Genomic DNA, 14,078 nt, shown 5'->3' on the forward strand with positions numbered 1-14,078 from the left:
CGGTGTGAGAGCACCTGTTTTATAATTTAATAGTATTGCCCCGTAGTTCAGTGGTAGAATAATTGACTGTTAATCAAGAGGTCGTAGGTTCGAACCCTACCGGGGCAGCTAGCAAACACTTTAGAAATAGAGTGTTTTTTTGTGCGCTAATCAGCAATGATGACGGTGCTCTTTTTGCTACTAATCCCTGTAAAAGTGAAGTATAATGAAGCGGAATTATTTTTTAGGGGGAGCAAGAATGCATCCATCATTTGAGGAGCAGCAGTTGGGAAAAAGACGCTATATTACCGGATTCGACGGGTTACGTTCACTCGCAGTGATTGGGGTAATTGTGTATCATTTACTACCGGCAACCCTTCAGGGAGGCTATCTCGGGGTTCCGATTTTTTTACTGCTCACTGGGTATTTAATTACTGGCAGTTTAATGAAAGAAGTTCAACGAACGGGAACAATCCACCTGATTAAGTTTTATTTGAAACGATTACGACGTTTGTATCCGGTGCTCATTGCGATGTTGGTATTGAGTACGACGTATATTACGTTGTTTCAACGGGTGCTATTAAAGGATTTAAGAAGTATTGTCGTAACAAACCTGCTGTGGATTTATAATTGGTGGGAGATCGGTCATGGGCAATCCTATTTTGATCGATTTGCGGGTGAGTCGCCATTTACGCATATGTGGACACTGAGTATCGAAGGCCAATTTTATTTAATTTGGCCCATTTTGCTACTACTACTGGTAATGTTAGTTAAACGAAAATCATTGATTCAAGGAATTGTCTTTGGACTGGCCATCCTTTCAGCCATTCTAATGGCAGTCTTTTATGATCCAACTAATATTAATCGTGCTTACTATGGTAGTGATACACGGAGCTTTGCCATTTTTCTTGGTGCGTGGTTGGCAATGGTATGGCCGGTAGATCGCTTAAAAAGCCAGATTTCGAAGAATTCGACGCGCATTTTGGATGTAACGGGAATCGTCTGTCTGGCAATGGTTTTGTTGTTATATTTTGTATTGCAGGGGCAGGCGCCATTTACCTATTTTGGTGGCATGTTTGTGTTTACCCTGTTCGCCATGATCTTAATGGCGGTAATTGCTCATCCGGGAGGCCATATGAACGACTGGCTCACCAATCCGGTATTTAAATGGATTGGACAACGGTCGTATGGCATTTATGTTTATCAGTACCCAGTGATGGTCTTTTATGAATCCCGCGTTCGATCAATGGGTGACCATCCCGTGTTAAATGCGTTGGCTGAATTAATTATTATTCTCCTGATTAGTGAAGCCTCGTACCGTTGGATTGAACAACCTTTGCTGCACTATGATTGGCACCATGCAATGTCCGATGTAAGGCATGTATTTGATCGCAATGCTGGCTGGAAAAAATGGCTTGGTGCGGCGATCACCGCTGCATTTAGTATCGTTTTTGTGGTGGGAATGGTCCTGAAGCCACAACCACCCAAACCTAATCACGTGCAGACTCAGATTGAGAAGAGTTCCAAGCAAGTTAAAGCACGTAATGATGCAATTGAAAAGGGTCAACCGGTACCTAATCCATCCGGTAAAAAGCAGTCCATTGAAAAGAAGTATGGATTGACAAAGAAACAAGCAACGAAAGCGCAGACACTCAAAATAACAGCAGTTGGAGATTCGGTATTGGCCGATGGTGCTGCTGATTTACAAGAGGTTGTGCCCAATGCATACGTGAATGCTGAGGTGGGACGTCAGGGGTATCAGGCACCAGCCTTGATTAAGCAACTTGCCAACAAAGGGCATTTGAATGATGTGGTTGTGATCAACTTGGGAACAAATGGGGCCTTAAGTGAACAAACGATTCAACAGATTTTGTCGGCAGTCGGCAGTAAGCGGCAGTTATACTGGGTCACGGCCCATGTTCCGACTAAAAATTGGCAAAATACGGTCAATAAATCGATTCAAAAAACTGCTCAAGCCCACAAAAATGTGCATGTTATTGATTGGTACAGTTACAGTAAGGGGCATACGAGCTGGTTTGCCAGTGATAATGTTCATCCCAGTGATAAAGGAAATATCTATTACACACGACTAATTGTGACGCAAATTTTAAAAGACAGGTAGCGAGATAATGAAAAAAACAGAGATTGATTTCGATGTGCAACCAATGACGTTTAAGAAGATCCTAGTTGCGGTTGATGAGGATGATTCTAGTTCATCGCGAAAGGCATTTTGTTATGCCGTGACACTGGCACATGCATATAAGGTACCATTAGGAATTGTGACGATCCTTGAAACTGGCGATTTAAGCGTCTACGACAGCTTACAACCTAATGTGCTTGAAAAGGAACGCCAAGAGATGGCGGCCGCGGTGGATGCGTATGTTCAAAAGGCTCAAGATTTTGGGGTGGATGATGTGAGTCGGTTCTTAGGGGAGGGAAAACCCGGGAAACAGATTGTGCGTGAGATCATTCCTGAATTTCAACCTGATTTGTTGGTGTGCGGTTCGGAAACACAAGATAAAAGTAGTATTTTTATTGGTTCACAGGCTAGTTATATGTCCCAAAATGCCCCTTGTTCAGTAATCGTTGTGCGTTAGAAATGCAAAGAAGCTCCGGAGATGGTTTCTCCGGGGCTTCTTTTAATCATTAAAATAATAGATTGTTATTAATGCTGACATGCTTAAAATGCTTCGGGACTTGCTGATTTGCGTTAGGTAGCTGCTGGTAGTTGCCGTACATCCGTGTCAGAATGGCATCGTAGGCTGTCGGAATATTAACGGTTAAGTGCTCGAAAAGGTGTGGTGTTAGATGAGTCATTTCTTCAGCCGATAAAATTTCTTTATCGTAGCCGTATTGCGATGCCAGATTTTTAAATGCTGCATCGGACTGGTGCGGGGCACTGAATGCTTGCATGAGTGCTTCACGTTTATGCTTGAGCGTTCGAACGGCATTATATTGTTTGACCGTTAAGGGACGCGCCATCTGGGAAAGTGGGGTCTCAACGATGTGATATCCGAGGCGAACCAGAATAGAACCATCAAGGAGTTTGAGTTTAGCCATCTGTGATGTCCGTTCACCGGACGATGGAGAAATTTGGTCGAAGGGAAAAATATCGATAAAAAGGCCTTTTTTGGCATGGTTCATATTATTGTATTCTTCAATCTGGGTTTCAGTGTCAATCAGTTTGGCGTAGCTAAGGCCGTAATTACGATCCGTAAATGGTGTTTGAAGGAAATATGCACTATGAGATAACACAACTGGTGCAACTTTTAAAAAGCGATTGTAATCTTCACGTGGCATGCCAACATCTAAGTCATCGTCCCAGGGAATAAATCCTTGATGACGCACGGCCCCGAGTAATGAGCCACCGATTAGAAAATAGTTAAGCGAATACTGATGGCAAAGCATAATAAAAGTTTCCAATAGGTTAAGTTCAATTTGATGGATTGGTTTTAGATTCAAAAGTTAACGCCCCTAAATATTAATGAGTTGACAGATTGGTTAAAGTGTAGCATATTCTATAGTGAATGAGTTCAATTCTAAATTTTGATGATCGGAAAAAAGGTGATTACAATGGCTTCTGATGATTTATTGAACAGAGCAATCAGTTTGTACATGTCGACGCTAAAGTCTCTTGACAGTTTCATTTCTGAACCAGCAGCGAAGTACTATTTATCTTTCGAACAGTACTTAATTTTACATGATATCGCGACACAAAAAAAGATTATGTTGATGGATATTGCCGAACAAAGACAGGTAACGAGAAGTGCCATTTCGCGACAAATAAAAGTGTTACTCAATCACAAATACGTGTACCAGCGGGCCGACCCCAATGATCGGCGCCGACTCTTCCTTCATTTGACGAAGGAAGGCAAGCGCGTAGAAGCGGAAATTAGTCAGGATGTGACTGATCGTTTTACGGGATGGGTTCAAATTTTCGGTGAAGAAAAAGCACAGGAATTTTTAGACTTTCTGGAAGATTTTGATCGGCGCATTGTAAATCAAGATAAGATTGAACAACAGGCATCGTCTGAATTAAAGTAGTGGAAGATAGGAAGAGTTGCGGACCAACTAAAGTTGGTGACAGCTCTTTTTTTATTCTAAAAATGATGTTAAATTTAGGTACATGGAGGATGACAGACAATGATAAAAATGGTTGCACTTGACTTAGATGGTACGTTACTGACCACAGATAAGAAAATTAGCGCTCGAAATGAACGGGTACTTAAACAACTTTCAGCGCAGGGAATTAAAGTTGTGCTATGCACGGGACGTCCAATTAATGCAATTTGGAAGTATATTGAACAGCTTGGCTTGACCGGTGCCGACGACTACACCATTACGTTTAATGGTGCGTTGGTAATTCAGAACCCAGATCGGCAAGTATTGGCTAAGCAGGGAATGAATAAGGACAATTTGGCGTTACTGCATGATTTTTGCGTTCAAGGAGGATATCCGCTTGATGTTCTTGATTTCGAACAAGTTTATCCCTTAACTGACTTGACGCCGTCGGTCTATCAGAAAATGCTGAACGCTAACATTGCCTTTGTTCCAAAATCGTATGCAGATTTGAAGGAACAACCATACAGTAAAGTGGTCATGGCAACTGATTCCGAGATTTTAGATCATGTTACTCAGGAAATTACACCGGCAATGGCAGCTCAATATCATATTGTTCGTTCGCAACCTAAAATTCTTGAATTTTTAGATCATGATATGGATAAAGCGGTAGGGTTAAAAGCATTATTAGCACATTATGGTTGGACATTCGAAAATTTGATGGCGTTTGGCGACGCTGAAAATGATAGTGGTATGTTACAAGCGGCGCAGGTCGGTGTGGTCATGGCCAATGGTAAACCAGACATTAAGGCGCTTGGAACCGATGTAACCCTTTCTAATGATGACGATGGGGTGGCAGATTTTATCGAAAAGTATTTCTAATTGTTACCAACATGACAAAATTAATGTAAAAAGAAATCTCTATGTTACAGATTAGTAATATCTATGCGTTATTATATGCACCGTTGATAAGAAAAGAAGTATTAAAAATTAGGGGCGGATATATAAATTATGGATATTAAAAAGAACATCCTGAAGATTTCAGCAACAGCATTGGGAGCCGCAGCATTGGGCGTTGTTGCCACTACAGTTCAAGCAAACGCTGATGAAATTTATACTGTTAAAGCGGGCGACACTTTATCAGAAATTGCCACGACTTACGCACATGATGTGAACAAGGTGAATGACCTTGCGCAACAAAACAAAATTAATGATGTTAATGTGATTTATGTTGGTCAAAAATTATTGATCAAGAGTAATGGTGAGATCAAGCAAGCAACACAGTCCGAAGTTGCTTCAACACCTACCACTACCACAACTAACACGCAAACAACCACCACTCAAAGCACGACAACGCAGAGTACGACAGCTGCTGCTAGTGGTTCGGATGCTTCTGCCAAGGCGTGGATTGCCGGACGCGAATCAGGTGGAAACTACGGTGCTCGTAACGGACAGTACGTTGGTAAGTACCAATTGAGCGCCAGCTACTTGCATGGTGATTATTCTGCTGCTAACCAAGAGCGGGTTGCTAACCAGTACGTAACGAGCCGTTATGGTTCATGGTCATCTGCCAAAGCACACTGGGTAGCTAATGGCTGGTACTAAAATTTAAATTAAAGATTAACTAGGCTTCTCACGATTAGTGGGGAGCCTTTTTTGAGCGAAAATGGGGTATTTTAGGTGTGGTTATGTTACAATGTCAGCTGTAGACATGGGGATGTTTATGGATTCGACAGGTATAGGTCGAGTTTCAACTGCGCTTCGAAGGTTGCGTCTTCGTAAAAACGCTCAGTTTAAATTATAACTGCAAAAAATAATAACAACTCTTACGCTTTAGCTGCCTAAATAGTAGCGGGTGTAGATCCAGCCGGGCTTGTTCACGGCTCGTTACTGGGTCCTAAATTTAGTGAACTTACGCTGTGAGCTTCAGTCAGGAGCAATCAGAAGAGACTAATCGGACTAGCGAATCTTGAAAGCCCTGATCAGCGGCGTTTTGATTGGCGAAACTTAAATAGTTGAGATATGAGCGTAGAGGTTGGAATGGCGATATGCTTGGACGCGGGTTCAAATCCCGCCATCTCCATTTATAATGGGTCACGTAGGTGACACAGTTAAGAATATCAGCGATGGTATCCTTTTTTTTTGCGTGCAAATATTATGTTTTAGTAATACTGAAGACGATTGAATGACGGTAATCAACTTTTTATAGTAGAATGATTAGTTATAAATGATGATGTTGGCAACATTATAGGAGAGACGAAAATGAAAAAGAAAACTGCAATGGGCCTGATGGCGCCACTTTTTGTTGCTGCGGGAACGATGGGAGCAGCAGAGAAACTATATAAATTTGCATTTCATCGGGTTGATGAGGTTCCTGAAACTTCGGCTGAGAAGCAAAAATATGCGGATCAATACTACCATTATGTGAACTGGCTCAAGACACAACCAACGCGTAATTGGAAAATTGAGGCGTTTGATCGGCCATTAAAACTAAGTGCCACCTATATTCCGGCGGCAGAGGAAACTACGGATACGGTGATTGTGGCTCATGGGTATAAGGGCAATGGTGAAACTATGGCTAACTATGCCAACATGTTTCATGAGCTAGGCTTTAACGTATTGCTACCGGATGATCGGGCCCACGGGCATTCAAGCGGTGAGTACATTTCATTCGGTTGGTTAGACCGACTTGATTATCAAAACTGGATTCAGCGGGTGATTCAAGAAACTGGCGTAGACGCTCGAATTGTCTTGTTTGGTGTTTCAATGGGTGGGGCGACGATGGAAATGTTGAGTGGTGAACCATTACCAGAACAAGTGCGGTGTATCATTGCAGATTGTGGTTACTCAAATATTGATGATGAGATGAGTTACTTACTCAAGAAAACTTTTCATTTACCCAAATATCCTTTTTTACCAGCAGTCAGTGCGATCAACATTTATCGGCAAGGATTCAATCTAAAAAAGGTGTCATCAGTTAACCAGCTTCGCCATAATTATCGACCGATTTTATTTATTCACGGTGAAAAGGATGCATATGTGCCGCTTAACATGGTGGAAGCTAACTTTGACGCGACGCGCGGGCCAAAAGAGAAGTGGATTGTCAAAAACGCGACCCATGCTGAGAGTTTTTGGATCGATCCAGCAGATTATCGGGACCATGTTGCACGGTTTATTCAACGTAATTTGACCTATCGATTACAATAGAGCGGGCGAAGTAAAGATCGTTTTTTCTTCACATTCTTATCAATAAATCATTATAAGTGTTTAGTAAAATGATGATTGTTAAAGTAATGATCTATTAAAAGAGGCGTAAAAGCCGTATACTAAAACTTAGATAATCCGCTTTCGGGAGGAGCATAATTTATGAAAATACTAATGGTTGAAGATAATAAGTCAGTTTCAGAAATGATGGCCATGTTTTTTAAGAAGGAAAAGTGGGACGCCCACTTTGCGTATGACGGTGAAGAAGCCGTGCAACAATTTCAAGACGATGTGAAAGGGTGGGATATTGTCACCCTTGACTTAAACTTGCCTAAAATGGACGGAATGCAGGTGGCTGCAGAACTACGGCGCCTGTCTCCAACGGTTCCCATTATTATGCTCACTGCACGTGATTCGGAAAGTGACCAAGTGTTGGGGCTGGAAATGGGCGCTGACGACTACGTTACCAAACCATTTAGTCCAATTACTCTGATTGCACGAATCAAAGCTCTGTACCGCCGGAGTGAACTGAATACGATCGGTAACGTCACTGATGAAAATAACGACGAGCAGTTTGACGTGATTACTGACCACTTTAAACTAAATACTAAGACGCGCGAGGTTTACCTGAATGACCAACAGGTACAAGATCTGACGCCGAAGGAATTTGATTTACTGAAGACCTTAGCGCAAAAGCCCCGCCAAGTCTTTTCACGTGAACAACTATTGCAACTCGTATGGGATTACGAATACTATGGTGATGAACGGACGGTTGACGCGCACATTAAAAAGCTCCGTCAAAAGATCGAAAAAGTGGGTCCTCAGGTGATTCAGACTGTGTGGGGTGTTGGCTACAAGTTTGATGACAATGGAGTGACACAATGAAACTAATTTATCGGCAAATGTTAGGTTTCTTTGCCGTTATTTTAACCTTAATTGTGATTGTTGGTGTGCTGTTCATCAACGTAACGAGTCGAATGCTTTACACCAACACCTGGAAGCAACTGCAGAGTTATTCTGATAGCTTGATTGAAGATTCGATGCGTTATGATACCGCAACGCAACAGTTTGAAGGATTCACAACCGTGCCACTTGAAAATAATGCCCAGCTGTTACAGCGTCAAAACGTGCATTTTACGATTTATAGTGCCAAGGACAAGGTCATTTATTCCAGCTCAAACTATTCTGCGGTGTTGACCAGTGCCGATTGGAAAAAGCTAAAGGCTGGTAAGACGATTCATAAGATGGAGGATCGCTTGTCACGACCGACCAATCAGCAGCAATCGAGTCAAAAACCGAAAAAATCAAGCTCGACTAAGAGTAGTAGTCGACCATTAATGACGGATGTCTTGCGACCGTACTTCTACAAGGGTAAATTAGTTGCAGTTGTGTCGATTGGATCGTTTGTGTCCGATATTCAAGGAAATATGCAGCAAATTCGCAGTAATCTATGGATTGCGTTTGTGATTTCATCGTTGATCGCGTTGGTTTTGAGTTACCTTTTGGCCCGCTCGACGACTCGGCGAATTGATAAGATGCGCTCAGCAACGCATCAGATTGCTCAGGGAAACTATAATGTGCATTTGGCTGTCCAAGGTAGCGATGAGCTGAGTGATTTGTCTACTGATTTCAATAAAATGGCGGATTCGTTGCAGGAATCTCAAGAAGAAATTAAGCGGCAAGAAGAGCGTCGACGCCAGTTTATGGCGGACGCTGCCCATGAGATGAGAACGCCGTTGACGACCATCAACGGACTGCTAGAGGGCTTAGCCTATGATGCAATTCCAGAAGAGGATAAGGCGAATAGTATCAAGCTAATGCAAAATGATACGAAACGGTTGATCCGGCTGGTCAATGATAATTTAGATTATGAAAAAATTCGCACGAACCAAATTTCTATGTCCCGGAAGGTCTTTAATGCTGCTGATGTGTTGAACAATTTGAGTGCTCAACTAGGAAAGAAGGCTGCAACCCAGGGAGACGTAATTGAAATTGAAACGCCGTCGACGGTGATGACCTATGCCGATTACGATCGCTTTGTTCAAATTTTGTTTAATATTATTCAAAATGCCATCCAGTTTACGGAAAATGGTACGATTACGGTTACCGGTCGTCAAACCGATACGGGAAGTGAATTTAGTATTCAAGATACCGGAATTGGCATGACAGAAGATCAGGTTAAAAATATTTGGGAACGGTTCTATAAAGCAGATCGTTCACGGATGAACACCAAATATGGCGAATCGGGGCTTGGTCTGGCAATCGTGCATCAATTAGTTGATTTGCACGGTGGGACGATTAAGGTCGATAGCGAATCTGGTAAGGGGACGAAGTTTACTGTATTCTTCCCTGATCGGGACCATGCAAAACATCAAAGTGTTGAATAATTCTAAAGGATAGTTGGTATTTAAGTATACCAATTATCTTTTTTTGTTCCGTTTTCGGTTGTGAAAATTGAATAACCGCGGTAGAATATTACTTTGTAAGGCGAATCTTGTAAATTTGATAATATCTATACCAATTATTCGAAAAGAAAGAGGTTTTATAGATGACACATATTTCATTTGATAGTAGCAGTTTAAAAACGTTCGTTCATGACAATGAACTTGGCGAACTTCAAGCAATGGTGAACGCCGCTGACGATCAATTACGTCAGGGAACGGGTGCCGGTGCCGATTATATCGACTGGCTTCATCTCCCAACCGACTATGATAAGGACGAATTTGCGCGGATCAAGAAGGCTGCTACGAAAATTCAGTCGGATTCAAAGGTTTTGGTTGTCATCGGAATTGGGGGGTCATATCTAGGAGCTCGTGCAGCCATTGACTTTTTAAACACGGCCTTCTTCCAAGCTCAAAAGGATGAGGATCGTCCAGCGCCACAAATTTTGTTTGCAGGTAATTCACTGAGCTCATCATATGTTTATGACATGATCAACTTGATTGGCGATCGTGATTTTTCTGTGAATGTTATCTCGAAGTCTGGTACCACGACTGAACCATCAATTGCTTTCCGGATTTTCAAGCAATTGTTAATTAAAAAATATGGGGAAGCTGGCGCGAAGACACGAATTTACGCCACAACCGATCGTCAAAAAGGTGCGTTAAAGACGGAAGCAGACGCTGAAGGATACGAATCCTTTGTAATTCCTGACGGTGTTGGGGGGCGCTACTCAGTATTGACTGCGGTTGGATTACTACCAATTGCAGCGGCTGGTGCCGATATCGATCAATTAATGGCTGGTGCTCGTGCGGCTGAAAATGACTACAGTAATCCTGATTTGAGTCAAAATGAAGCATACCAGTATGCGGCCTATCGTAATATTTTATATCGGAAGGGCTACACAACTGAATTGTTAGAGAATTACGAGCCAACGATGACAATGTTTGCCGAATGGTGGAAGCAACTGGCCGGTGAATCAGAAGGCAAGGATCAAAAGGGCATTTACCCATCATCTGCGAACTTCTCAACCGATTTACATTCGCTAGGGCAATATATTCAAGAAGGTCAGCGGAATTTGATGGAGACCGTGGTAAAAGTGGGCCAACCAGTACACGATGTTGAAATTCCAAGTGAAGACACAGATCTCGATGGTTTGGGATATCTAGAAGGAAAAACAATGGACTTTGTTAATGCCAAGGCGTACCAAGCCGTTGTTTTGGCCCATGTTGACGGTGGTGTACCAGTGATGACTGTTAATATTCCACAACAAGATGAATTCACACTAGGATACCTGATTTACTTCTTTGAAGTGGCGATTGGTATTTCTGGCTACTTAAATGGTATTAATCCATTCAACCAACCAGGGGTAGAAGCCTACAAGACCAATATGTTTGGCCTATTGGGCAAACCAGGATTCGAAGAAATTGGTGATAAATTACGGGCACGATTGAACTAGTCAAATCAGACTTGGCAAAAGAGGAAGCACTGGCTTCCTCTTTTTTTGCGTTAAAGTATAAAAAAATTTATAACGATGACATGAAAATGTGAGATATTGTTGATTCATAAACTTGGAGGGGATTTTCACTTAAGAAAAGTTTGTAAAACTAATCTATAATTAAATTTTAATTAGAAAAGATGCAACTGGTTTACATCGTCTAACTTGACGAAACCCTTTACTTGCTTTAGATTGAGACTATTCCGATTTAAATGAGAGAAAAATTAGAAGATGTAAATCGGGTTTCAATTAAGGCGAAAGATGGTGATAAATTTGACGAATACCACGTATGAAAATAGTTTTCAACTGAATCATCAGACTTATCGATTTGCCGATATTGCCGAGTTTTTAGCTCAGCATCAGGTGGATGTCGATAAGTTTCCGTATACAATTCGCATCCTACTAGAAGCAGCCGTTCGACGGCATAATCACAATCAGTCCCAAGGTGATGAACTTACTGCGCTAGTCCACTGGGATGACCAACACGATGCTGACGTGGCTTACAAACCCGAACGGGTAATTTTACAAGATTTTACCGGGGTCCCCGCGTTAGTCGACTTGGCGGCGATGCGCGATGCGATTGCTAAAAAGGGTGGCGATGTGCAGGCGATCAATCCCGAAGTGCCAGTAGATTTGGTGATTGATCATTCTGTTCAAGTTGATCGATCAGGGGATGATACGGCGTTTGCGTTTAACGTTCAAAAAGAGTTTGAACGTAATCATGAACGTTACACATTTTTGAAGTGGGCGCAGAATAGTTTTGATAATTTAACAGTTATTCCGCCCGATACCGGAATTATTCATCAGGTGAATCTGGAACGCTTGGCAACGGTCGTAATGACCAAGCAACAAAGTGATGGGAGCTTCGAAGCCTTTCCGGATACCTTAGTCGGAACCGATTCGCACACCACCATGATTAACGGCCTCGGTGTGCTTGGCTGGGGTGTCGGCGGAATTGAAGCGGAAGCAAGTATGCTTGGGGAAAATTCGTTTATGCCAATTCCTAAGGTTGTTGGCGTCAAATTAACCGGCCGTCTCGCAGCAGGTGTGACCGCCACTGACTTAGCGTTGACGCTGACGAATTTACTGCGACAACATCAAGTAGTTGGAAAGTTCGTTGAATTCTACGGTGAGGGATTGGATCATTTACCGTTGGCTTATCGGGCAACGGTGGCTAATATGGCACCAGAATATGGTGCGACCTGTGGGTTCTTTCCAATCGATCGGCAGACACTCGACTACTTAAAATTGACTGATCGGCCAGCGGCACTGATTGAGTTGGTTGAACAATATGCGCATCAAAACCACTTATTTTACGAGTCTGGTCAAGATGATCAACGGCAGTATAGTGAGTATGAAACCCTAGATTTAGGCACCGTAGAAAGTAGTGTGGCTGGACCTAATCGACCACAGGATTTAGTGAAATTAGCGCAAATGCCACAGCAGTTTGATGATCGTCGCGACATGCCGGCCTACCCGGTGATGGTTAATGAGCAGTCGTTTGAGTTACGGCCGGGGTCGCTTGGAATTGCCGCTATCACGAGTTGTACAAATACTTCTAATCCTCAGGTACTTTTAGCAGCGGCTTTAGTGGCCAAAAGAGCGGTTGAATTGGGATTGAAGGTACCGGCCTATGTTAAAACCTCATTTGCACCAGGCTCACGAGTCGTCATGGAATATTTAAAGGCGGCTGGATTACAGCAGTATTTGGATGAAATTGGATTTAACTTAGTGGGCTATGGCTGTACGACGTGTATTGGGAACTCTGGGCAGCTTCTCGAAGAGCTTCAATCGCGACTCAGTGCAGATGCGTATCCAATTGCGGCGGTAGAAAGTGGTAATCGAAACTTCGAAGGACGGGTTAATCCACTCGTGAAGGATACGTACTTGGCTTCGCCACCATTGGTCGTGGTTTATGCGCTGGCGGGAACCTGTGACATCGACTTGACGACCGAACCCGTTGGAACGGGGCGTGACGGACAACCGGTATACATGAAGGATTTGTGGCCCTCAGACGATTTGATTGCTGATTTAACGCGTCAGTACCTGTCACCCAAACAATTCTCTGAAAATTACCAACAGATTTTCCAACAAAATGAAACTTGGAATCAATTGGAAGCACCAACGTCTGCCACGTACGATTGGGATACTGCATCTACGTACATTGCGTCACCGCCGTTCTTTGAAACGGCAGATCAACAACCAGAGGAGATTCAAGGGATTCGAGTATTGGCGAAAGTGGGAGATTCAATTACTACTGATCATATTTCGCCGGCTGGGTTCATTGGGTCTAAGACCCCTGCTGGAAAATATCTACAAGATCATGGAATTGCAGTGCGGGACTTTAATTCCTACGGATCGCGACGGGGAAATCATGAGGTTATGATGCGTGGTACCCTGGCCAATATCCGTCTCAAAAACGAATTAGCACCTGGAACCACGGGTGGATTCACGACTTACTTACCAACAAACGAGCCCACGACAATTTTTGAAGCCTCACGTGAATATCTGCATGACCAGACACCCTTGCTTATTTTAGCCGGCAAAGATTACGGGATGGGATCGTCTCGTGATTGGGCCGCCAAGGGGGTTAAGTTGCTCGGGGTGAAGGTTATTATTGCCGAGAGCTTTGAGCGAATCCACCGGTCTAATTTGGCCATGATGGGCATTATTCCCCTAGAATATTTGCCAGGAGAAACGGCAGCCACAATCGGGCTAGATGGAACCGAAACGTATACGATTCAGTTGGATAAGCAGATCGCGCACGTGACTGCAACGACTGCTACGCGACAGGTTAAGTTTGATACGCGGGTGCGTTTCGATACCCCGATTGACTGGACCTATTACGAGCATGGTGGAATCCTACCGTTAATTGTGGATGATAAGTTGAATGCTTAGG

General features: G+C 43.0%; 11 protein-coding genes, 1 tRNA gene and 1 other RNA gene. 12 read left to right on the top strand and 1 reads right to left on the bottom strand.

The features are described 5' to 3' along the window. The first annotated feature begins 36 nt into the window (after positions 1 to 36). From FC26_RS11205 to FC26_RS11215, 3 genes are all read left to right on the top strand, one after another. Positions 37 to 108 (top strand) — tRNA-Asn (locus FC26_RS11205). A gap of 130 nt (positions 109 to 238) precedes the next feature. Beyond that, positions 239 to 2,101: an acyltransferase family protein gene (locus FC26_RS11210; protein WP_057780709.1), complete on the top strand. Its 1,863-nt coding sequence runs from the start codon at positions 239 to 241 to the stop codon at positions 2,099 to 2,101. 7 nt (positions 2,102 to 2,108) lie between these two features. Continuing rightward, on the top strand, positions 2,109 to 2,576 hold the full coding sequence (locus tag FC26_RS11215; RefSeq protein ID WP_057780712.1) for a universal stress protein: 468 nt from the start codon (positions 2,109 to 2,111) through the stop codon (positions 2,574 to 2,576). Positions 2,577 to 2,625: 49 nt separating this feature from the next. On the opposite strand, the gene FC26_RS11220 is transcribed toward FC26_RS11215, so the two are convergent. After that, on the bottom strand, positions 2,626 to 3,441 hold the full coding sequence (locus FC26_RS11220; protein ID WP_057780715.1) for a LicD family protein: 816 nt from the start codon (positions 3,439 to 3,441) through the stop codon (positions 2,626 to 2,628). Positions 3,442 to 3,552: 111 nt separating this feature from the next. On the opposite strand from FC26_RS11220, the gene FC26_RS11225 reads away from it, so the two are divergent. The 9 genes from FC26_RS11225 (at position 3,553) to acnA (ending at position 14,077) form a co-directional block, all read left to right on the top strand. After that, entirely contained in the window at positions 3,553 to 4,023 is a 471-nt protein-coding gene (locus FC26_RS11225) for a MarR family winged helix-turn-helix transcriptional regulator (protein WP_235809513.1), read from the top strand. Between the two features lie 99 nt (positions 4,024 to 4,122). Further along, entirely contained in the window at positions 4,123 to 4,920 is a 798-nt protein-coding gene (locus FC26_RS11230) for a Cof-type HAD-IIB family hydrolase (protein ID WP_057780721.1), read from the top strand. Positions 4,921 to 5,049: 129 nt separating this feature from the next. Continuing rightward, entirely contained in the window at positions 5,050 to 5,643 is a 594-nt protein-coding gene (gene apf, locus FC26_RS11235; protein WP_057780724.1) for an aggregation-promoting factor, read from the top strand. A 108-nt stretch (positions 5,644 to 5,751) separates the two neighbouring features. Further along, positions 5,752 to 6,124: a transfer-messenger RNA gene (gene ssrA / locus FC26_RS12615) on the top strand. 176 nt (positions 6,125 to 6,300) lie between these two features. Further along, the gene (locus tag FC26_RS11240; protein ID WP_057780727.1) at positions 6,301 to 7,245 is read left to right on the top strand and encodes an alpha/beta hydrolase; all 945 of its coding nucleotides are present in this window, start codon (positions 6,301 to 6,303) and stop codon (positions 7,243 to 7,245) included. A gap of 159 nt (positions 7,246 to 7,404) precedes the next feature. Further along, positions 7,405 to 8,127 (top strand): response regulator transcription factor, encoded by a 723-nt coding sequence (locus FC26_RS11245; RefSeq protein WP_057780731.1) that lies wholly within the window; start codon positions 7,405 to 7,407, stop codon positions 8,125 to 8,127. Continuing rightward, the gene (locus FC26_RS11250; protein WP_057780732.1) at positions 8,124 to 9,629 is read left to right on the top strand and encodes a sensor histidine kinase; all 1,506 of its coding nucleotides are present in this window, start codon (positions 8,124 to 8,126) and stop codon (positions 9,627 to 9,629) included. Before FC26_RS11245 ends, FC26_RS11250 begins: the two co-directional genes overlap by 4 nt. A gap of 161 nt (positions 9,630 to 9,790) precedes the next feature. After that, entirely contained in the window at positions 9,791 to 11,140 is a 1,350-nt protein-coding gene (locus FC26_RS11255) for a glucose-6-phosphate isomerase (RefSeq protein WP_057780735.1), read from the top strand. A 300-nt stretch (positions 11,141 to 11,440) separates the two neighbouring features. After that, entirely contained in the window at positions 11,441 to 14,077 is a 2,637-nt protein-coding gene (acnA, locus tag FC26_RS11260) for an aconitate hydratase AcnA (protein ID WP_057780738.1), read from the top strand. Position 14,078 lies beyond the last annotated feature (1 nt).

The organism is Paucilactobacillus vaccinostercus DSM 20634, assembly GCF_001436295.1.
Lineage (GTDB): Bacteria > Bacillota > Bacilli > Lactobacillales > Lactobacillaceae > Paucilactobacillus > Paucilactobacillus vaccinostercus.